This is a genomic window from Sphingobium sp. JAI105 (assembly GCF_015752145.1).
GTDB classification, from domain to species: domain Bacteria; phylum Pseudomonadota; class Alphaproteobacteria; order Sphingomonadales; family Sphingomonadaceae; genus Sphingobium; species Sphingobium xenophagum.
In genome coordinates this window covers 1,715,977-1,736,458 of the sequence record NZ_JADOUC010000001.1, presented here as the reverse complement: position 1 = coordinate 1,736,458, position 20,482 = coordinate 1,715,977, and the positions used below count along the sequence as shown (strand labels likewise).

General features: G+C 62.2%; 23 protein-coding genes. 14 read left to right on the top strand and 9 right to left on the bottom strand.

Translation table 11 applies throughout. The features are described from left to right. Nucleotides 1–15 precede the first annotated feature (15 nt). The 3 genes from uvrB to IWY39_RS08310 are packed head-to-tail and all read right to left on the bottom strand — an operon-like array spanning nucleotide 16 to nucleotide 3,875. A complete protein-coding gene (gene uvrB / locus IWY39_RS08320) occupies nucleotides 16–2,199 on the bottom strand; it encodes an excinuclease ABC subunit UvrB (RefSeq protein ID WP_017184280.1) in 2,184 nt (727 codons plus the stop codon). A 40-nt stretch (nucleotides 2,200–2,239) separates the two neighbouring features. After that, the gene (locus IWY39_RS08315; protein WP_107124373.1) at nucleotides 2,240–2,668 is read right to left on the bottom strand and encodes a hypothetical protein; all 429 of its coding nucleotides are present in this window, start codon (nucleotides 2,666–2,668) and stop codon (nucleotides 2,240–2,242) included. Continuing rightward, on the bottom strand, nucleotides 2,655–3,875 hold the full coding sequence (locus tag IWY39_RS08310) for a LysM peptidoglycan-binding domain-containing protein (RefSeq protein ID WP_315897824.1): 1,221 nt from the start codon (nucleotides 3,873–3,875) through the stop codon (nucleotides 2,655–2,657). The genes IWY39_RS08315 and IWY39_RS08310 overlap by 14 nt, the downstream gene beginning before the upstream one ends. On the opposite strand from IWY39_RS08310, the gene IWY39_RS08305 reads away from it, so the two are divergent. Both IWY39_RS08305 and IWY39_RS08300 read left to right on the top strand, forming a co-directional pair. After that, nucleotides 3,844–4,401, top strand: a complete 558-nt coding sequence (locus tag IWY39_RS08305) for a DUF3617 domain-containing protein (protein WP_229380604.1) — start codon at nucleotides 3,844–3,846, stop codon at nucleotides 4,399–4,401. The two genes, IWY39_RS08310 and IWY39_RS08305, sit on opposite strands and share 32 nt — an antisense overlap. A gap of 83 nt (nucleotides 4,402–4,484) precedes the next feature. Beyond that, nucleotides 4,485–5,000, top strand: coding sequence for a DUF3617 domain-containing protein (locus IWY39_RS08300; RefSeq protein ID WP_107124375.1), 516 nt, complete (start codon nucleotides 4,485–4,487; stop codon nucleotides 4,998–5,000). Nucleotides 5,001–5,014: 14 nt separating this feature from the next. Here IWY39_RS08300 and IWY39_RS08295 read toward each other — a convergent pair whose 3' ends face one another. From IWY39_RS08295 to IWY39_RS08285, 3 genes are all read right to left on the bottom strand, one after another. Then, a complete protein-coding gene (locus IWY39_RS08295; protein WP_196871638.1) occupies nucleotides 5,015–6,193 on the bottom strand; it encodes an MBL fold metallo-hydrolase in 1,179 nt (392 codons plus the stop codon). A gap of 44 nt (nucleotides 6,194–6,237) precedes the next feature. Next, nucleotides 6,238–7,287, bottom strand: coding sequence for a ribonucleotide-diphosphate reductase subunit beta (locus IWY39_RS08290; RefSeq protein WP_017181992.1), 1,050 nt, complete (start codon nucleotides 7,285–7,287; stop codon nucleotides 6,238–6,240). Nucleotides 7,288–7,379: 92 nt separating this feature from the next. Next, a complete protein-coding gene (locus tag IWY39_RS08285) occupies nucleotides 7,380–9,311 on the bottom strand; it encodes a ribonucleoside-diphosphate reductase subunit alpha (RefSeq protein WP_037514163.1) in 1,932 nt (643 codons plus the stop codon). 470 nt (nucleotides 9,312–9,781) lie between these two features. On the opposite strand from IWY39_RS08285, the gene IWY39_RS08280 reads away from it, so the two are divergent. The 7 genes from IWY39_RS08280 (at nucleotide 9,782) to IWY39_RS08250 (ending at nucleotide 16,657) form a co-directional block, all read left to right on the top strand. Continuing rightward, entirely contained in the window at nucleotides 9,782–10,426 is a 645-nt protein-coding gene (locus IWY39_RS08280) for a glutathione S-transferase family protein (protein WP_107124377.1), read from the top strand. A gap of 101 nt (nucleotides 10,427–10,527) precedes the next feature. Further along, nucleotides 10,528–12,048 (top strand): fumarate hydratase, encoded by a 1,521-nt coding sequence (locus tag IWY39_RS08275; protein ID WP_107124378.1) that lies wholly within the window; start codon nucleotides 10,528–10,530, stop codon nucleotides 12,046–12,048. A 123-nt stretch (nucleotides 12,049–12,171) separates the two neighbouring features. Continuing rightward, nucleotides 12,172–12,405: a hypothetical protein gene (locus IWY39_RS08270; protein WP_107124379.1), complete on the top strand. Its 234-nt coding sequence runs from the start codon at nucleotides 12,172–12,174 to the stop codon at nucleotides 12,403–12,405. A gap of 51 nt (nucleotides 12,406–12,456) precedes the next feature. After that, a complete protein-coding gene (locus IWY39_RS08265) occupies nucleotides 12,457–13,512 on the top strand; it encodes a DUF3667 domain-containing protein (RefSeq protein ID WP_107124380.1) in 1,056 nt (351 codons plus the stop codon). A 30-nt stretch (nucleotides 13,513–13,542) separates the two neighbouring features. Further along, nucleotides 13,543–14,460, top strand: a complete 918-nt coding sequence (locus tag IWY39_RS08260; protein ID WP_107124381.1) for an EamA family transporter — start codon at nucleotides 13,543–13,545, stop codon at nucleotides 14,458–14,460. An 88-nt stretch (nucleotides 14,461–14,548) separates the two neighbouring features. Continuing rightward, complete coding sequence (locus IWY39_RS08255; protein ID WP_107124382.1) at nucleotides 14,549–15,910, top strand: methyl-accepting chemotaxis protein; 1,362 nt, start codon at nucleotides 14,549–14,551, stop codon at nucleotides 15,908–15,910. A 180-nt stretch (nucleotides 15,911–16,090) separates the two neighbouring features. Further along, nucleotides 16,091–16,657, top strand: a complete 567-nt coding sequence (locus tag IWY39_RS08250) for a glycine zipper 2TM domain-containing protein (protein ID WP_026149921.1) — start codon at nucleotides 16,091–16,093, stop codon at nucleotides 16,655–16,657. A gap of 37 nt (nucleotides 16,658–16,694) precedes the next feature. Here the strand turns inward: IWY39_RS08250 and IWY39_RS24570 are convergent, their stop codons facing one another. Both IWY39_RS24570 and IWY39_RS24565 read right to left on the bottom strand, forming a co-directional pair. Continuing rightward, nucleotides 16,695–16,940, bottom strand: coding sequence for a thermonuclease family protein (locus IWY39_RS24570; protein WP_409994364.1), 246 nt, complete (start codon nucleotides 16,938–16,940; stop codon nucleotides 16,695–16,697). A 30-nt stretch (nucleotides 16,941–16,970) separates the two neighbouring features. After that, complete coding sequence (locus tag IWY39_RS24565; RefSeq protein WP_409994362.1) at nucleotides 16,971–17,216, bottom strand: hypothetical protein; 246 nt, start codon at nucleotides 17,214–17,216, stop codon at nucleotides 16,971–16,973. 151 nt (nucleotides 17,217–17,367) lie between these two features. Here IWY39_RS24565 and IWY39_RS08240 point away from each other — a divergent pair, with 151 nt between their 5' ends. After that, nucleotides 17,368–17,781, top strand: coding sequence for a globin domain-containing protein (locus tag IWY39_RS08240; RefSeq protein WP_019054234.1), 414 nt, complete (start codon nucleotides 17,368–17,370; stop codon nucleotides 17,779–17,781). A 9-nt stretch (nucleotides 17,782–17,790) separates the two neighbouring features. On the opposite strand, the gene IWY39_RS08235 is transcribed toward IWY39_RS08240, so the two are convergent. Then, nucleotides 17,791–18,078, bottom strand: coding sequence for a hypothetical protein (locus IWY39_RS08235; RefSeq protein ID WP_019054235.1), 288 nt, complete (start codon nucleotides 18,076–18,078; stop codon nucleotides 17,791–17,793). Between the two features lie 147 nt (nucleotides 18,079–18,225). On the opposite strand from IWY39_RS08235, the gene IWY39_RS08230 reads away from it, so the two are divergent. Genes IWY39_RS08230 through IWY39_RS08215 form a run of 4 tightly spaced genes read left to right on the top strand, consistent with a single transcriptional unit; the run spans nucleotide 18,226 to nucleotide 20,471 of the window. Beyond that, nucleotides 18,226–18,606 (top strand): RidA family protein, encoded by a 381-nt coding sequence (locus tag IWY39_RS08230; RefSeq protein ID WP_017181979.1) that lies wholly within the window; start codon nucleotides 18,226–18,228, stop codon nucleotides 18,604–18,606. A 6-nt stretch (nucleotides 18,607–18,612) separates the two neighbouring features. Then, nucleotides 18,613–18,969, top strand: coding sequence for an ArsC family reductase (locus IWY39_RS08225; RefSeq protein WP_017181978.1), 357 nt, complete (start codon nucleotides 18,613–18,615; stop codon nucleotides 18,967–18,969). Beyond that, nucleotides 18,966–20,009 (top strand): glycerophosphodiester phosphodiesterase, encoded by a 1,044-nt coding sequence (locus IWY39_RS08220; protein ID WP_107124384.1) that lies wholly within the window; start codon nucleotides 18,966–18,968, stop codon nucleotides 20,007–20,009. The genes IWY39_RS08225 and IWY39_RS08220 overlap by 4 nt, the downstream gene beginning before the upstream one ends. 36 nt (nucleotides 20,010–20,045) lie before the next feature. Next, nucleotides 20,046–20,471, top strand: coding sequence for an RrF2 family transcriptional regulator (locus IWY39_RS08215; RefSeq protein WP_019054237.1), 426 nt, complete (start codon nucleotides 20,046–20,048; stop codon nucleotides 20,469–20,471). The last annotated feature ends 11 nt before the right edge of the window (nucleotides 20,472–20,482 follow it).

Here is a 20,482-nt window from a genome sequence, read left to right as displayed (position 1 = left end):
GGAAACGGCATACTCCTACCGCCCGAATTTCTTTTGGGTCTTGCCATAGCGCAACTTCCGCGTGCCCGGCTTGCCTTCGGTCGCGCGTCCCTTGGGCGCTGCCACCTGTTGATCGTGCGGCAGGCCCAATTCCTCCGCCTCCAGCTTGCGGATTTCGTCCCTGATCCGTCCCGCTTCCTCAAATTCCAGGTCAGCGGCGGCGGCGCGCATCTTCTTTTCCAGATCCTCGATATAGGCGCGCAGATTGTGGCCAACCATGTGGGGCCGGTCGGCATCGCCGGTTTCCACCAGCACGCTGTCCTTGTTGGCCACATGAGCGATGATGTCGCCGATGTTGCGCTTGATCGTCGTCGGCGTGATGCCATGTTCGCGGTTATAGGCTTCCTGCTTCTCACGCCGCCGCCCGGTTTCGTTCAGCGCGCGTTCCATGCTGCCGGTGATCCGGTCGGCATAGAGGATCACCCGCCCGTCCACGTTCCGCGCCGCGCGCCCGATGGTCTGGATCAGCGAGGTTTCGGAACGCAAAAAGCCTTCCTTGTCCGCGTCCAGAATGGCGACCAGACCACATTCGGGAATGTCCAGCCCTTCACGCAGCAGGTTGATGCCGATCAGCACGTCATAGACGCCAAGCCGCAGGTCACGGATCAGTTCGATCCGCTCCAGCGTCTCGACATCGCTATGCATGTACCGGACCTTGATTCCCGCCTCATGCATGAATTCGGTCAGATCCTCCGCCATCCGCTTGGTCAGCGTGGTGACCAGGGTGCGATAGCCATTGGCGGTGACCTTGCGGCATTCGTTGATCAGGTCGTCCACCTGATCCTCGACCGGCTTGATCTCGACTGGGGGGTCAATGAGGCCGGTGGGGCGGATCACCTGTTCGCTGAACACGCCGCCGGTCTGCTCCATTTCCCATTTGCCGGGCGTGGCGGAGACGCTGACTGTCTGGGGCCGCATGGCGTCCCATTCGTTGAAACGCAGCGGACGGTTGTCGATGCAGGACGGCAGGCGGAAGCCATATTCGGCCAGCGTGATCTTGCGCCGATGGTCGCCGCGCGCCATCGCGCCGATCTGCGGCACGGTCTGGTGGCTTTCATCCACGAACAGCAGCGCGTTTTCGGGGAGATATTCAAACAGGGTCGGCGGGGGTTCGCCGGGCAGACGGCCAGTCAGGAAGCGGCTGTAATTTTCGATTCCTGCGCATGATCCCGTCGCTGCGATCATCTCCAGGTCGAAATTGGTTCGCTGCTCCAGCCGCTGCGCCTCCAGCAACTTGCCCTCGCTCTCCAGCTCCTTGAGCCGTTCGGCCAGTTCGAAGCGGATCGCCTCCATCGCCTGCTTCAGCGTCGGGCCGGGGGTGACATGGTGACTGTTGGGAAAGACTTTCACATAATCGAGGCTGGCGACCTTCTTGCCGGTCAGCGGGTCGAACTCGACGATGGCCTCAATCTCGTTACCGAAAAAGGATATGCGCCAGGCTGTATCCTCATAATGGGACGGGAAGATTTCCAGATTGTCGCCCTTCACCCGGAAATTGCCGCGCGCAAAACCTGCGTCGTTGCGCTTATATTGGAGCGCGACCAGCTTGCGGATGATCTCGCGCTGATCCTCTATCCCGCCTTTCTTCATGGAAAAGGTCATGGCCGAATAGGTTTCGACCGAGCCGATACCATAGAGGCAGGAAACGGACGCGACGATGATGCAGTCGTCCCGTTCCAGCAGCGACCGCGTGGCCGAATGGCGCATCCGGTCGATGCTCTCGTTTACGCTGCTTTCCTTCTCGATATAAGTGTCCGACCGCGCCACATAGGCTTCAGGCTGGTAATAATCATAATAGCTGACGAAATATTCGACCGCATTGTCGGGAAAGAAGCTTTTGAACTCGCCATAAAGCTGCGCGGCGAGGATCTTGTTGGGAGCCAGGATCAGCGCCGGGCGCTGCAACGCCTCGATCACCTTGGCCATGGTGAAGGTCTTGCCGGAGCCCGTAACGCCCAGCAGCACCTGATCGCGCTCGCCTGCCAGTGCCTGTTCCACCAGTTCGGGGATTGCGGTGCATTGGTCGCCCGATGGCTCATAATCGCTCACCAGTTTGAACGGGCGCCCGCCCTCGCTCTTGTCCGGTCGCGCGGGGCGATGCGGCACGAAGCTGGTTTCGGTGTCGGGCTCGTCGAGCGTGGTGCGGATCTGGATGGCCATGGGGGCAATATGGGGTGTTTGCGTCAGGACGCAATTGACGTCAGGGCTTCAACTCGAACGCGTCTTTGGGCGGGGGTGGATAGATGACAGGCTTGTGACCGAAACGCGCGCGCAGGGCTTTGCGGCGGCGCTCTGGATCAATCTTGTCAACATTCACTTCTTCTGGATATTTCATGCTGACGTGAAATTTTTTGTCGACGATGGCATATTCCAGAACCGACCAGCGCATATTTGGCGCTTCCGGTTCGAGATACCAGGCCTTAAAGAGAAGGTCAGACAAATAGGCATCTTTGGGATCATACCAGCGCACCAGATCGCCTTCATCCTTGAAGATACTGGGTCTGACCCATCCGTCACCAATTTCCGCATAGAGGAATATGCCGTCAGGATCACCACCAACGATATGAGCAAGCTCGTGCCCAATGTCGTTCATAATTGGCCCGAGCAAATCCAATTTATCTTCCGGCATGTGCTTTGCCTTTCGCTTCGTTGTCGAAGTGTTGAATATTTGGCTCTCCGTCCACATACCATTTGACGGTAAGGCTATAGGGTCGTTTGGATGTTCCGTCATATAGCGGAACGATATTGACGGTGACTTTCTTTCCCGCCCGTAAATCTTTGGCCCAACCATCTTCCATGGCGCGATAGGCGCCAAGGTTGAAATTCCGGTCCTGGGCGAAATGGTTGACGCTGTCGCCGGGACCGTTGAAGCGGGCAGCGATAAAATGACCGCCATCATCGCCCGGACGGCGATCTGGCTGACCCGCCTGAGCCTGAGCACGCCGTGAGCGCGCGGCAATCGGGCCGTCTGTAAGCTCAGCGACGACTTCCCTCGGTCGCGCAATGACATCAATATGGAAATCATAGCCATTCTTCGTCTCCTTGCGCCAGTTGTTGTCGAGGATCTGGCTTTCCAGCGACGGTGGATCAGCGGGGTCTGGCGGTGATTTTCCGCCATGCGTATCCATATAATGCGCCAAGGCCAGAAACTTGTTCTTGGCGGCCCGTCCGGCGTCCAGATAGGCCTGATGGGGCAGTTTGATCCGCTGGCCGATGCTGAGCGGTCGGTCGAGCGGATGCTGGTTCAGCCATGCCAGATCGCGCGCTGTCAGCCCTTTGCGCCGCGCCGCAATGCGCGTGAGCGTATCGCCCGGCTGCACGATATGGGTCGAATGGTTGCCGGGATGATCGGCGCGCAGGTGGCGGCGATCCGGCACGCCATCGCTATTGGACCGACCCGGCCGCCGCACCTGTCCGCCCACTGCGGTTCCCATGGCCTGTGGGCGAGTATTATCGCCGCGAGGAAAGTAACGGCCTTGCCCGGCAAAGGTGAACCGCCCATCCTCTTCGTCGTGCCACGGGTTGAATTTCACTTCGACCTGCACGGGCGGGGGCAGGTCGGGTCGCCGACCCGTACGGAGATAGAGATTGAAGGCTGTCCGTTCTGGCTGTCGGCTCGACTCATTCCCCGGCATTTGCGCATCCCCCGATTTGCGAAAAATGACGTAGCAATATAACCAGAACAAAGCAAGAACAAATAGCTTAATCCAATCCATTTCGGGGAAAATTTTGCAATGTCGCACCGGCTTGATATGCTCGGCTATCCACGGCCCAGCCCATGCCGACGCGATGAGGGGATAAGCGATGATCAGAGCTGTATTTGCCGCCACCACCATGACCCTGTTGCTCGCTGCCTGCGGCGACAAGCCCGGCGACGCGCCAGCCAATGGCGGCGCGTCCATGACTAAGGAAGAGGTCAAGGCTGCGGTCGACAAGGTGCAGTTGAAGGCGGGCCAGTGGGAAGGGCGCTTCACCGTGCAGGATATCGACCTGTCGAACATGCCCGGCGCGCCCGCTGGCATGAAGGACCAGATGAAGAGCATGATGAACCAGACGTCGCTCAAATATTGCGTCACGCCTGAAGAAGCGGCCAATCCCAGTGGCGAGATGTTTTCCGGTCAGGAAAACAAGGATTGTACCTATCAGGGCTTTGCCGTCAGCGGTGGCAGCGTGAAGGGGCAGGTGTCGTGCAAGGCGGATGGCGGCACGATGCAGGCCAGCATGTTGGGCACCTATGGGCAAGAAGCCTATTCGATGGACATGGACATGAAGATGGCGGGTGGCCCCAATGGCGCGGCCATGGCGATGAAGGCGCGTTCCGAAGGCAAGTGGATCGGCCCTGACTGCACCAAGGCGGAATAAGTCTCCACGCATTTCCGCTTGCGCTTTGTGCGCGACGGGTAGAGCCTCTTGCCTGTTCCGACCAAGAGAACAGGGGAGAGGTTATGCGAAAGACCGTGCTGGCGGTGATGCCGCTTGCGATCATGCCGCTCGTAACGATGTTGGCCCTTGGTGGCTGTAGCGAACCGGCCCCGGCGCCGGAAGTCGAGGAAACGCCGATCCTGATGCAGGCGGGCGAGTGGGCGCTGACCCGCAAGACCACCGGCTACAACACGCCGACCGTCACGCCGGAGCAATATCAGGCGGCGCTCAAGCAGACGAGCGAGGATAAGGTCTGCCTTTCGGTCGATGCCGAAGGGTTGCCGGACGTTGCGGCGATGGCGGGCAAGGATGGCACGGACTGCACCTATAAGGACAAGATGGTGCGCAAGGGCCGCATGATCGCGACCCTGGCCTGTACGGCGGGCAAGGGCACGTCGGAAATTGCGCTGGAAGGCAATTATACCGCTGACACGCTGACGCTGGGCGAAACCATGACGCAGTCGGAAGGCGGCGGCGCGGTGCTGCGCGCGACCTATGACCTGTCGGGCAAGCGGGTAGGCGACTGCCCCAAGGGCTGACGCCGGGCAGGGCGCTATTCCAGCGCCCTGATCGCGCGCCAGTCGCACTGTCGCTTGCGCTTTGATCCCTTGTCCTGCGCCACGGCGGCGTAGGGCGGCACCAGCAGCGACTGGCCGATCCGCAGCGGGGCGAAGCGCTGGCGCTCTATGCCTTCGCACGCCAGGAACAGGTCCAGCATACGGGGCGGCGTATTCCATTGTTCGTAGGACAGGTGGAACGTCCCCCAATGGATCGGGATCGCGGTCGAAGCGCCCAGCCGTTTGAACACCTCCACCGCCTGTTGCGGGCCGATATGCGCGTCCGACGCCATCTGCCCTTTCCAGAAGCGGAACGCGCCGATGGGGATCAGGGCCAGCCGGATCGGGCCGAAGCGTGCGGCTTCATAGGGCCAGCCCATGTCGCCCGCGCCGGTGTCGCCTGCAAAGAAGATGTTGCCCGCGCGGGTCTCGATCAGAAAGCTGGACCAGAGCGCGCGGTTGCGATCCGTGCCCCAGCGGCTGCCCCAATGATGGTTGCGGGTCACATGGACGCGATAGTCGGGGCAATGTTCGTAATTGCCGCACTGGATCACTGCCTGCGGGGCAAGCCCGTTGAGCGCCGCACCGCTGACCGACTGGCCCCAGTCGAGCGCGGTCGACGGGATGCCGTGCGCCTTCAATATCGTGTCATTGCCCAGGCTGGTGACGATCCTGGGCCGGTCGCGCTCCCACAATCTCTTCAGCGTCGGCAGGTCCATATGATCATAATGATTGTGGCTCAGGACGATCAGGTCGATCCGGGGCAGATCATCGAAGCGGACGCCCGGCGGGGCGATCCTCTTGGGGCCGAAGGGGGGCAGGGGGCTGGCATGGTCCGACCAGATCGGATCGGTCAATATGTTGATGCCCGCCGCCTGCACCAGCACCGTGGCATGGCCCACCCATGTCGCCACCATCCCGCGCGGCGCGGCGAAGGGCGCGGGGCGGACAGGCTTGACGGCGATCGCGTCGGGCCATTGTGGCCGGTCGTCATGGCCCAGAAGCCAGCTGGCGATAAAGCCCCGTCGGCTCGTCCCCGGCGGGGCGGGCACGTCGATCACCCCATCGGGATTGAAGAAATGCGCGCCGTCATAGTGACGGCTCACCGGCCCTTCATAATAGATGCGGTCAAGGAAGGGCGGCACGATCGTAACGGCCAGGCACAGGGCGACCATTGCAAACAGCAATGTCACCCCGATGCCCTTTACGAATTTGGCAATCACTCCGCCGCGATGCCCGCCGCCTTGAACATGTCGGGATCGGTTGCTTCGTCCGCATTGGCGGGCGTTGCGCGGGTCTTGCGGCGGTCGAACGCGTCCCAGACCTCGTTCCACTGGCCGCGCGTCGCGCCCTTTGAATATTCGGTCGCGCGGGTTTCAAAGAAGTTGGCATGTTCGACGCCATTGAGCATCGGGGTCAGCCAGGGGAGCGGATGCTCGTCGATCATGTAGATGGGTTTCAGGCCCAGCTGGCCCAGCCGCCAGTCGGCGATATAGCGGACATATTTCTTGATGTCCTTGGGCGTCATGCCCGGCACCGGACCCATTTCGAACACCAGATCGACAAACGCATCCTCGATACGGACGGTTTTCTGGCACATGTCCATGATGTCGTCCTTGACCGAAGGGGTCAGGCACTGGCGTTCGGCGCAGAAGGCGTGGAACAGCTTGATGATGCCCTCGCAATGCAGCGTTTCGTCGCGGATCGACCAGGTGACGATCTGCCCCATGCCCTTCATCTTGTTGAAACGCGGGAAGTTCATCAGCATCGCGAAGCTGGCGAAGAGCTGCAACCCTTCGGTAAAGCCGCCGAACATGGCCAGCGTGCGGGCAATATCCTCGTCCGTGTCGACGCCGAACTGTTGCAGATAGTCGTGCTTGTCCTTCATCTCCTTATATTGGAGGAAGGCCGAATATTCGCTTTCGGGCATCCCGATCGTGTCGAGCAGATGCGAGTAGGCGGCGATATGGACGGTTTCCATGTTGCTGAACGCGGTCAGCATCATCTTGATCTCGGTCGGCTTGAACACGCGGCCATATTTTTCGTGGTAGCAATCCTGCACTTCCACGTCCGCCTGGGTGAAGAAGCGGAAAATCTGCGTCAAAAGGTTGCGCTCATGATCGGACAGCTTCTGCGCCCAATCACGGCAATCCTCGCCCAAAGGCACTTCTTCGGGCAGCCAGTGCAGCTGCTGCTGCCGCTTCCAGAACTCATAGGCCCATGGATATTCGAACGGCTTGTAGACTTTGGAGGCTTGGAGAAGGGACATGGGGGTTACTCCTGCGGCAATGACCGCAAACTAAAAAACAGCATGATCGACCGGAACGCGCCTGGGCGCATCAACCGGCCGATCACAATATGTCACTGGCAGGCCAAGCACTCGTCATAATCGGTGCTGCCGCCGGCCAGTTCGAACTTGGGTGCGTCGATCGTGTTGTCGGCTTCCACGCCGCCCGCGAAACCCGCGCGCTGCACGCTCTTGGACCGCAGATAGTAAAGCGACTTGATGCCCAGTTCCCACGCGCGGAAGTGGAGCATCAGCAGATCCCATTTCTCCACGTCAGCGGGGATGAACAGATTGAGCGATTGCGCCTGGTCGATATAGGGCGTGCGGTCGGCGGCCAGTTCGAGCAGCCAGCGCTGGTCGATTTCGAAGCTGGTTTTGAACGTGTCCTTTTCTTCCTGACTCAGGAAGTCGAGATGCTGGACCGAGCCGCCATGCTCCAGGATCGAGTTCCAGACATTGGTCGAATCCTTGGCCTTTTCGACCAGCAGCTTTTCGAGGTACGGATTCTTGATCGAGAAGCTGCCCGACAGCGTCTTGTGGGTATAAATGTTCGCCGGGATCGGTTCGATGCAGGCCGACGTGCCGCCGCAGATGATGGAGATGGACGCGGTCGGCGCGATCGCCATCTTGCAGGAGAAACGCTCCATCACGCCCTGATCGGCAGCATCGGGGCAGGGGCCGCGCTCGATCGCCAACTGCATCGAGGCTTCGTCCACCTGGCTCTTGATATGCTTGAACATGCGCAGGTTCCACGACTTGGCCATGGCCCCTTCGAACGGGATACCGCGCGCCTGCAGGAAGCTGTGAAAGCCCATGACGCCAAGCCCGACCGATCGTTCGCGCATCGCGCTATATTTGGCGCGCGCCATTTCCGGCGGCGCGCGGTCGATATAGTCCTGCAGCACATTGTCGAGGAAACGCATGATATCCTCGGCAAACAGCTTCTCATCCTTCCACTCGTCCCAGGTTTCCAGGTTCATCGAGGAAAGGCAGCACACGGCGGTGCGGTCATTGCCGAGATGGTCGCGACCCGTCGGCAGAGTGATTTCGGAACAGAGGTTCGATGTCGAGACTTTAAGGCCCAGATCGCGATGATGTTTGGGCATCATGCGGTTCACCGTGTCGTTGAACACGATATAGGGCTCGCCGGTGGCCAAGCGGGTTTCGACCAGCTTCTGGAACAGGGCGCGGGCGTTGACGGTGCCACGGATCGACTGGTCCTTGGGGCTGCGCAGGTTGAAATCGCTGCCGTCGCGCACCGCTTCCATGAATTCGTCGGTCAGCAGCACGCCATGATGCAGGTTCAGCGCCTTGCGGTTGAAGTCGCCGCTGGGCTTGCGAATTTCAAGGAACTCCTCGATTTCCGGGTGCGACACGTCAAGATAGCAGGCGGCGGAACCGCGACGCAGGCTGCCCTGGCTGATCGCCAGCGTCAGCGAATCCATGACGCGGACAAAGGGGATGATGCCGCTGGTCTTGCCGTTGAGGCCAACCGGCTCGCCAATGCCGCGCACGCTGCCCCAATAGGTGCCGATGCCGCCCCCGCGCGATGCCAGCCAGACATTCTCGTTCCAGGTGTTGACGATGCCTTCCAGGCTGTCGTCCACGCTGTTGAGATAGCAGCTGATCGGCAGGCCGCGTCCGGTGCCGCCGTTGGACAGGACCGGGGTGGCGGGCATGAACCAGAGACGGGAGATATAGTCATAGACGCGCTGGGCGTGCGCCTGATCATCGGCATAGGCCGCCGCCACGCGGGCGAACAGATCCTGATAGCTTTCGCCGGGCAGCAGATAGCGGTCGTTCAGCGTGTCCTTGCCAAACTCGGTCAGCAGCGCGTCGCGCGACGGATCGGTCACGACGTCGAAGCGTCGTTCCTGCACCGAGGAAGAGGACAAAGGTTCGGCCTTGGTCGGCGCGACAGGCTGTTCGCTCACCCGGTCCATCACATCATCCATCACAGTCGCCACGTCGTTTGTACCACCCTGTCCACTATCACGAAAATCCATGTACGCCCCCGAATGTTCCCGTTCCGTTCGATTCGGTCAAGCGGTGTTCGGCAGGTGCCAACACCCTAGCAGATACCGTATCGCAACGGGGTCGAAATGGGACCAACTGACGGGATTGCAGGGACAAAATCCCCCTTGCGCTGAAAACCGGTCCAGCGACGCAATCACTATCTGTTGGGTGACCCCCGTTTACCCGATACCACAGATAGTGCCATAGCCTGTTTTGCGCGCAAGAGGGTAAATGACGGTTTAGGGACTCAATTCGTCGCTGTTCCGATTCCGTTCATCGCTGTTTCTACCCGTTGCGACGCAGCGACGCGTGGACTTTCCTCGTTCCCCCGAAAGACAAGAGAGAAAAGCGGAATAAAAAATAATTTTGGCTTGCCACGCAAATGCGTGGGCGCACGCAAAAGGGGCTATGGTGTCGCCTCCGACTGACTGCCCCGTTCCCCCTACGCAGAGGCCGACCGATGATTCTCTATTATCACCCACTCTCTTCCTATTGCTGGAAAGTGCTGATCGCCTTTTACGAAAATGGCACGCCCTTCACGCCGCGCATGCTGGAAGGCGAGGGTGTGGCGCAGGAATGGCTGGCGCTGTGGCCGATCGGCAAATTTCCCCTATTGCGCGATTCGACCCGGGACATGACCGTCGCCGAAGCCAGCATCATCATCGAATATCTGGCGACGCATGAGCCGGGCACCTTCCGGCCGATACCGCTCAACCCCGACGCTGCGCTACAGGTGCGGATGATGGACCGGCTGTTTGACAATTATGTGATGACGCCGATGCAGGCGATCGTCGCCGACCGGCTGCGCCCGGCCGACTCGCGCGACCCTTATGGCGTGGAGCAAGCGCGCGCCCTGATCGCAAAAGCCTATGTCTTGCTGGAAACGCGCATCGGCGCGCAGGGATGGGCGGTGGGGGACAATTTCACCCTGGCCGATTGCGCGGCGGCCCCCGCGCTTTTCTATGCCGACAGGATCGCGCCGATCGGCCGCGATCATCCTCGCCTTGCGGCCTATCTCGCCCGGCTTGTCGCCCGGCCCAGCTTCGCGCGGGTGCTGATGGAGAAGGAACCATGGTGGCCGATGTTCCCCTTTGCGAACGGCTAGGCCTCCCCTCTCTGGACAGGCGGGCGATTCCTGATTAGCCGCTGCCCGAGCAGGAACCCGCCGTGCAGGGCCGGGCCGCAGACATAAGGGATTTGGGTAAGATGACGCTCATCAAGACCGCCGACCTGATCGAGAGCGTCGCCGACGCGCTTCAGTTCATCAGCTATTATCACCCGATGGATTATATCCGTGCGCTGGGCAAAGCCTATGAGGCCGAACAAAGCCCGGCGGCCAAGGACGCCATCGCCCAGATCCTGACCAACAGCCGCATGTGTGCGGAGGGGCATCGCCCGATCTGCCAGGACACCGGCATCGTCAACGTGTTCGTCAAATGGGGCATGGAATGCCGCCTGGACGAAAATAGCCGGTCAATGCAGGAGGTGATCGACGAAGGGGTGCGCCGCGCCTATCTCAACCCCGAAAACCGCCTGCGCGCCTCAATCCTGCGCGATCCCGCGTTCAGCCGCCAGAATACCAAGGATAATACGCCCTGCGTCCTGTCGGTCGAAATGGTGCCCGGCAACAAGGTGGTGATCGACGTCGCGGCCAAGGGCGGCGGCAGCGAAAACAAGACCAAGTTCAAGATGATGAACCCCAGCGATTCGATCGTCGACTGGGTGCTGGAGATGGTGCCGCAAATGGGTGCTGGCTGGTGCCCGCCCGGCATGCTGGGCATCGGCATTGGCGGCACCGCGGAAAAGGCGGTCGCGCTGGCCAAGGAAAGCCTGATGGACGCGATCGACATGGGCGAGCTCAAGGCGCGCGGACCGCAGACCGAGATCGAGAAGATGCGGGTCGAGATTTTCGACAAGGTCAATGCGCTGGGCATCGGCGCGCAGGGTCTGGGTGGCCTGTCCACCATACTGGACGTCAAGATTTACGACTATCCCTGCCATGCGGCGGGCAAGCCCGTGGCGATGATCCCCAATTGCGCCGCCACCCGCCACGCCCATTTCACGCTGGACGGCTCCGGCCCGGCCTATCTGGAAGCGCCCAAGCTGTCCGAATGGCCCGACGTCAACTGGACGCCGAGCAAGGAGGCGATCCGCGTCGATCTCAACACGCTGACGCCGGACATCGTCCAGGGCTGGAAGCATGGCGACCGGCTGCTGCTGAACGGCAAGATGCTGACCGGGCGCGACGCTGCGCACAAGCGGATCAAGGACATGCTGAGCCGCGGCGAGAGCCTGCCGGTCGATTTCAAGGGCCGCGTCATCTATTATGTCGGCCCGGTCGATCCGGTCGGCGACGAAGTGGTCGGCCCTGCCGGTCCCACCACCGCCACCCGCATGGACAGCTTCATGGACATGATGCTGGAGCAAGGCCTGCTGGGCTGCGTCGGCAAGGCCGAGCGCGGCGTGGCGGCGACCAAAGCCATCGCCAAGCATAAGAGCGCCTATCTGATGGCGGTCGGTGGTGCCGCCTATCTGGTCGCTCGCGCGATCAAGGGGGCCAAGGTCGTGGGCTTTGAGGATCTGGGCATGGAAGCGATCTACGAATTCGATGTGCAGGACATGCCCGTGACCGTTGCGGTCGATAGCGAAGGCCAGAATGTCCACCATCTCGCCCCGCTGGTCTGGCAGGAAAAGATCAAGCGCGAAGGGTTGCTCGAAAACGCCTGATGCAAGCCGCCCCCCCATGCCGTGCGTGGGGGGATCAGCTAATCGCACCAACCTGGATCAAGGGGCCGGAACCCCGGCCGCTACACGGCATTGTCTCCGCACCTTCATGCCGGAGCCAGTCCCATGTCCTTCAAGCAACTCGACCCACCCTTGCCCGTCCATGTGGAGGGCAAGGGGAAGGGCTATGCCTTTGCCGTCATCGATTATGGGCAGGAACATAATCTGATCTGGGTCACCGGCCTGTCCGACAGCGGCGAAATCTGGTGCGCGCCCAATCCGCTGGTGCGGCTGGAGGGGAACTGGACGATGGGGCGGAACCTGGCACACCATGTACCGCCAGGCGTCCAGCCCAGCTAAACGCAAACAACTGTCTGGCAAGCGCCATACACCGCTGTTATCCTGTCCCCCATGACGGGGGAAATCGACGCGGCGGGGGACGCCATCACCGGAGGCATGATCGCGCGCGCGGTCGAGCCGGGGCATGGCGAATCCGATCATGATGGCCATGGCAAATGCCTCAATTGTGGTGCGGAACTGACCGGCGCCTATTGCGCGCAATGCGGGCAGGCGGCGCATCTCCATCGCAGCTTCGGCGCGATCGGTCATGATCTGGCCCATGGCGTGCTGCATTTTGAAGGCAAGATATTCCGGACATTGCCCGAACTGGCGCTGCGTCCGGGTAAGCTGACGCGGCGCTATATCCATGGCGAGCGCGCGAAGTTCGTGTCGCCCTTCGCCCTGTTCCTGTTCAGCGCCTTCCTGATGTACGCCATCTTCTCGCTCACCAGCGGCCATGGCGCCAGCGCGGGCAAGATGGTGCAGATGGACGATGGTGCCATCGCGGAACTGCGCGCCGAAGAGGCCAGGGCCGACGCGCGGATTGCGAAGATCGAAACACGGTTGAAAGAGCCGGGCCTGACGCCGAAGCGGCGCGAGAAGCTGAACGAGGATTTGCGCGAGGCGCGCGAGGAGCGACAGGGCATGACGCTCGCCGCCAACATGACGCAAACCCTGCGTGGCGAGGGCATGAATGGCGGAGTCGCGGCCACGGTGGGAGAGGTCGTCAGCGCGGCGGCGAAAGACCCGGAACTGGCCTATTACAAGCTCAAGGCCAATGCCTATAAATTCTCCTGGGCGCTGATCCTGTTTTCCATGCCGTTCGTGTGGCTGCTCTTCCCGTTCAACCGCCGCTTCAAAATGTATGACCATGCGATCTACGTCACCTATTCGATCGCCTTCATGTCCCTCCTCTTTTCATTGTCGATGCTGTTGTCGGCGCTGCATGTCACCGCCGGTTTGGTGACGACGGCGCTGCTGCTCTACGCCGCCTGGCATATGTATCGGCAGATGAAGGACGCCTACAGCCTGTCGCGCTTTGGTGCGATGTGGCGGCTGCCCCTGCTCTATATGTTCGCCTGCGTAGCGCTGGCGCTGTTCTTCACCATGCTGGTGATGATGGGATGACGCCGGGCGTCCGGCGGCCATAGCAGCGCGATGATCACGTCCCCGATCTGGTTGCCCGCGACGCTGATGGCGGGCGGGATGCAGGCATGGCGCACCGCCGTCCAGCGGCGCGTCAGTCATAGCCTGTCGCTCAATGCGGCGGGGCTGGTGCGCTACCTTTACGGACTGCCGTTCGCGATGCTGTTGCTGGGCGGATATTGGCTGGCCAATCCAGCGCCTCTGCCTGCACTCGGGCCGTTGTTCCTGCTTTTCTGCATCGGCGGCGGGCTGGCGCAGATCGTTGCGACCAACCTGCTGATCCTGGCATTTGGATACCGCAATTTCGTCGTCGGCACCGCTTATTCCAAGACCGAGGCGGTCCAGGGCGCGCTACTGTCCTTCCTGCTGATGGGCGAGCGTCTCTCGCCGCTGGCCTGGGGCGGGATCGGCTGCGGCGTGGTGGGCGTGATGCTGCTGTCGACCGGGGGCAGGCGCATGGGGGCGATGGATTTCGTCCGCGCGCTGGGCCAGCCCGCCGCCCTGTGCGGCATAGCGTCGGGATTTTTCTTCGCCCTGACCGCGATCGGCATCCGCCGCGCAACGCAGCAGGTGGACACGGGCGACGCGATCCTGGCGGCGCTGATCGTGCTGGCCGTGACGGTCGCGCTTCAGACCCTGATGCAGGGCGGCTGGCTGTTGGCGCGCGAATCAGGCGAAATGCGGCGCGTGTTCGCCACCTGGCGGGTATCGGGACAGGTCGGGATGCTCTCGGCCCTTGGATCGGCCTGCTGGTTCACCGCCTTTGCAACGGCGCCGGTCGCGTTGGTGCGGATCGTCGGGCAGATCGAGGTCGCCTTCACCATGGGTTTTGCGCATTTTTACCTGAGGGAACAGATGCAGCGGAGCGAGGCCATCGGGCTGCTGCTGGTGGTGTCCGGCGTGGTGCTGGCGCTGGCCGGATCGCTCTGACGCATCGCTAATCTTTCCTTTACCATGTTGAGCTAGCCCTCGATCCGTGGGTAGCGAAGCGAAATCCGAAACCGTTGCAAGAGCGGTTATGAAGGTGGCCAAATTGTCGGGCGACCTGGGCATACGCACGCTCGATCTACAGGCCGACATCAGCGAACTGGCCGACCGCGTAACGCAGCAGGCGCGCACGATCGAGGCGATCAGCGGCGCAGCGACGCAATTGTCGCACGATGGCGAAAGCGTGGCCAATGCCGGGCAGGACGCCCGTGCCAAGGCGGTGGCGGCCCGTTCCATCATCGACGATTCCGGGCGGCAACTCTCCGCCGCCAACCATGTCTTTGTCGATCTGATCGATCAGGTCAGCTGTATTCATGAGCGGCTGGACGGCTTTGGCGAAGCGCTCAAGACCGTCGCCCATGTCACCAATGTGATCAGCGGCATCGCCCGGCAGACCAATTTGCTGGCGCTCAACGCCACGATAGAGGCGGCACGCGCGGGCGATGCCGGGCGCGGCTTTGCCGTCGTCGCCGCCGAAGTGAAGAAACTGGCGCAGGAAACCGGCGCGGCCACGCACACGATCGAACAATCGATCGCGGCGTTGACCAGCGAGGCGGGCGGGATGCTCGACAGCATCAACCGCGGCGCGCAGACCGCGCGCACCGCGCAATCGGACACGCGCAACATAGAGGCGCTGGTGGAGCGGCTTGGCTCGCTCATGGTTGACCTGTCGAGCAATACCGAGGGCGTGGCCGAACGGATCGCGTCGATCGTGGGATCGGCGGGGGAAATCCGCACTGGTCTGGCCGCGCTGGCCAGCACATCGGCGGACAATGCGGGCGGGTTGCAACGCCTGTCGGGCCGCGTATCGACCGCCAGCGACGATACCAACATGCTGCTGCAATATCTGGCCGAAAGCGGGGTCGCGATTCCCGATTCGCCCTATATCAGTTTCAGCCTGGAATCGGCCGAGATCGTCAGTCGCGCGATGGAGCAGGCGATCGACAGCGGGCGGATCAGCGAAGCCGCGTTGTTCGGCGATCTGCCAACCCCTATTCCCGGCACCAATCCGCAACAATATAGCCATCCCGTACAGGATGTGATGTTGCCCGCCGCGCGCGCGCAGCAGGAAAAGGCGCGCGCCTTCACTGGCCTGTTCGGCATGACCTTCACCGACCGCAATGCCTTTGGCGCGATTGCCATGCCCGAACGCGCCCATCCGCAGCGGCCGGGCGAGGATGTATGGAATGCGGAATATTCGCGGCAGGGCCTGATCTTCGATTTCGCCGATACGCGCGAACAATGCCGCACGACGCAGCCCTTCTGCATCAAGGCGTATCGCCGCCTGACCGCGGCGGGCGATGTCATCCTGCTCAAACAGGTGATCGCGTCGATCCATGTAAAGGGCCGACACTGGGGCATACTCCAGATGGCCTATCAGGATCAGGGCTGAGGCAGCGATTATCGGATCGCCGCTGCACGATCCCGTCATTCTTCCGATTGCACCATCGGTGCCCTGCTCCCCGCCTCATCCTGCTTCACGATGAACGGGTGGTTTTGTGTCGTTCATGCAACAAGCTCTATCGTCATGGGTTCTGACATTCACGAATATGCCCATGCAAAGGACTCTGCCATGACGTTCACTTTCAGACAGGCTATTGCTGCCCTGTCACTCGGCGCGATGACGCTGACCGGCCTGGCCGCAACGCCCGCTTTCGCCCAGCCGGGCCGCGATAATCGCGAACGGCGCGAGGATCGCCAGGACCGCAGGGCCGACCGTCGGGATGATCGCCAGGACCGACGCGCTGACCGGCGCGATGATCGCCGTGACTGGCGCCGGGACCGTCGGGACGACCGCCGTGTTGCCTATCGTCGGCCCGGTCGCGTCGTGTACCGCTATGACTGGAACCGTCCCGATCCGCGTTATGGCCGCAGCTACCGGCCCGACCGCTATTATCGCGCCGGCTATGCGCCGATCCGCGTCGATCGCCGCACCCGCATCTATCGTGGCTATGATGACCGCTATTATTGCCGCCGGTCGGACGGCACCACTGGCCTGATCGTCGGCGCGGCGTTGGGCGGCCTGCTCGGCAGCCAGATCGATCGCGGCCAATCCAATGTCGCGGGCATATTGATCGGCGGCGGCGCAGGTGCGCTGCTCGGCCGTGAAATCGACCGGGGTAGCCTGAACTGCCGCTAAGCGGGACGAAGGGGCGGGCGCTGCGCGTTCGCCCCGTTCAGCACCATCCGTGTCGCGCACCGTCCCATTCGCGTGCCAGCCCTTCGGCGACGAGCATCCCGCCGATCGATTCGCCGCCGCGTGTCACGACCCTCAGCGATCGACCATAGCGGTCCGTATCCCGGTCCCCGCTCTCCAGCGAGAACGCCCCCGCATTCATCAGGGCCTGCAACCGCTCCGTCGCCCGCGCGCCCAAAGCGCCCTCGGCGGCGCAGCGCGGCCCGTGGGTTTCGGGCGTGTCGATATCGGCGATCCGATATTTCTCGCCGCCAAACTAGAATGTGTCGCCATCGACGACGCAATTCACACCGCCCCCGCTATGGCAAAAGCCGAATTGCGCGGACAGCGCATCGGCGGCCATGCTTTGCCGGGGGCTCTCCAATGGCGGCCAGACACCGCGATCCATCCAGATCGGCCCGTACCAGCCAAGCAACAGGCCCAGACATAATGTGTAGATCAGCGCAGGGCCGCTGAAGCCCGCGTTGCGCCGTTGCGCGCGTCCATATCTCTGTCTCGCCATGCTGCGACGATAGGCGGCCATTGACAAAGGGGGCGTTAAAGCCAGTCCAACCTCTCGCCAATTCGGTGAGGATCGAGTTTGACGCGGATCAATGACGCGCGGTTCCAATGCGTCATGCTGGCCATTCCATCATCCGAAACGGAGCCAGTCGATGAACGCCGCCGCGCCGCCCAGCCCCTATGTCCGCATCGGCGGCGAACCGGTCGTCGCGGCGATCGTCAACCGCTTCTATGACCTGATCGAACAGGACAGCCTCTACGCTGACCTGCGCGCGGTTCACGCCGCCGATCTGGGGCCGGTGCGTTTGGGCCTGACGCGCTTCCTGTCGGGCTGGCTGGGCGGGCCGCGCGACTGGTTCGCGCGCGGTCAGTGCGTCATGTCGCTGCATCGCGCTTTCCCCATCACGCCCGCGCTTGCCGACGACTGGGCGCTGGCGATGACATGCGCGATTGCAGGTCAGCAGGATATGGATCCCGCGATCGGCGACGCAATGGCGCAGGCACTGGGTCACATGGCGCGCGGCATGATCAATTTTGCGCTCGACGGGAGCAGTGAGGCGGCCTGATCGACCCGATCAGTCCTCGCTGCTTTCCGCCCCGTCCTCATCATCCATTGCCGGTTCGCCGGCATAGGCGTCCATGTCGATCTGGCCGGATCGGTTCATGGCGTTCATCGTGTCGACAAGGTCCGGTACGTCGTCGGGGATGATCTGGGCCGGATTGCCATGTCCGCCATGCTCGCTCTCCTCGCTCAGGTCAGTCGTCCGCGTCCGCGCGGACTCCGCTACATCCTGCGCCTGCGTGCCGGCCTCATTCTGTTCGCTATTCTCATCAATGTCATTATCGGGGATCGGATCGGCCATGGACGCTCTCCTGTAGCTGGTTCAATCCCGTCCCAACGGTCCGCACGGCACGCCGTTCCGCGTCGCCCTCGCTGAATCCACTGGACAGCATCAGGCCAAGGGGGCAAGGGCGGGCGCGATCCTTTCGCACTGCAGCAGGAATCCATCATGTCCCGCCAGCTTATTTCGTCCGGCTCGCCCTTTGAGGCGCAGGTCGGCTATTCCCGTGCCGTCGTCCAGGGTGACTGGTGCTTCGTCGCCGGCACCACCGGCACCGATCCGGAAACCAAGACCATGCCCGACAGCGTGGCCGAACAGGCCGCCAACGCGCTCAAGGTCATCGGCGCGGCGCTGGAGGAGGCGGGCTTTGCCTTTTCGGACGTGGTGCGCGTCACTTATTACATCACCGACCCTGCCTATTGGGACGAACTGGGGCAGGCGACCGCTCCTATATTCGGCACCATCCGCCCCGCCGCCAGTTGCGTCGTCGCCGGACTGATCAAGCCGAACATGAAAATCGAAATCGAAGTCACCGCATTCAAAGGGTAAGCCGCCATGATCACGATGTACGGCATCAAAAATTGCGACACGATCAAGAAGGCCCGCAATTTTCTCGACAATGAGCGCGTCTCCTACAGCTTCCACGACTATAAGGTGTCGGGCGTGGACAAGGCCAAGCTGGAGGAATGGGTGATGGAACATGGCTGGGAAACCATCCTCAACCGTTCCGGCACCACCTTCAAGGCGCTGGATGCCGGGGACAAGGCGCATATCGACGCGGACAAGGCCATCCTGCTGATGATGACCAACCCGTCGATGATCAAGCGCCCGATTCTGGACACGGGCAAGCAAACCATCGTCGGTTTCAAGGCTACGACCTATGAGAACGCCCTGGCAGGTGCCATAGCATGACCGGGCGGCGCCTGATCCGCGCCTGCCTGACGCTCCTGTTGCTCCTGTTGCCGGTGGAGATGGCCATGGCCGAACCCTTGTTGATCGCCCATCGCGGGGCCAGCGGCGAGCGGCCGGAACATACGCTCGCCGCCTATGAGCGGGCGATTGACGAGGGCGCGGACTTTATCGAGCCGGATCTGGTGCTGACCAAGGACGGCATATTGGTCGCCCGCCACGAAAATGAGATCAGCGGCACGACCGATATTGCCGATCACCCCGAATTTGCCGATCGCAAGACGACCAAGACCATTGATGGCGCGGCGGTCACGGGCTGGTTCACCGAAGATTTTACCCTGGCCGAACTGCGTACCCTGCGCGCGCGCGAACGGCTGCCCATGCTGCGCCCGGCCAACACCCGCTTCAACGATCTCTATCTCATCCCGACATTCGAGGAGATATTGAAGCTGGTCCGCGCCAAGGAGGCGGAAGCGGGTCGCCGCATCGGCCTCTATCCCGAAACCAAGCATCCCAGCTATTTCGCCGGGATCGGACTGCCGCATCAGGCGCCGATGCTCGCGCTGCTGGAACAATATGGCTATCTGACGGAGGCCGACCCGGTCTTTATCCAGTCGTTCGAGGTCGGCAATCTTCAGGCCTTGCGCGCCGCCACCCGGCTGCGGCTGATCCAGTTGATCGATAGCACCGCTGGCCCGGCAGACCGGCCTGACCTGAGCTATGACGGCATGATGAGCGTCGAGGGGCTGCGCGCGATCGCCGACTATGCGGACGGCATCGGTCCTTCCACCAATCGCGTACTGGCCGACAGCGGCGCCACCGCGCTGGTGGGGCAGGCGCATGATGCCGGACTACAGGTCCATATCTGGACCTTGCGGATGGAAAATATCTTCCTGCCCGCCCAGTATCAGCGGACCGACGACCCGGAAGGACGGGGCGATTTTGCGGGCTATGTTCGCGCCGTGGCGGCGACCGGGGTGGACGCGGTCTTCACCGATTTCCCCGCCCAGGCGCGCGCCGCGCTGGAGAAAGCCGCGCCCTGACTTGTCAAACGCATCGGCTGAGCGAATAACGGAAATATGCTGTCCCAAAAGACCCGTTATGCCATCCGCGCGCTCCAGCATCTGGCCGACCGCTATCGTCAGGGACCGGTGCCGCTGAACGAGATTGCCACGCGCCAGAATATTCCGGGCAAATTCCTCACGGTGATCCTGTCGGAATTGTCGCGCGAAGGGCTGGTGGCGACGCAGCGGGGCAGGGACGGGGGCTATTGGCTTGCGCTCGCGCCGGTCGACATCAGCTATGGCGACATTGTCCGCCTGACCCGCGGGTCGCTCGCGCTCACCCCCTGCGCCAGCCGCTTTGCCCATGAAAGCTGCACCAACTGCCTGCCCGAATCGGAATGTCGCCTGCACCGGGTGATGCTTCGCGTGCGGGATGAAACCGCGCGGGTGCTGGACGGGATCAGCCTGGCCGAGCCGTTCGCGGCGCTGGGTGAGGCATAGGCCTTGCGCCG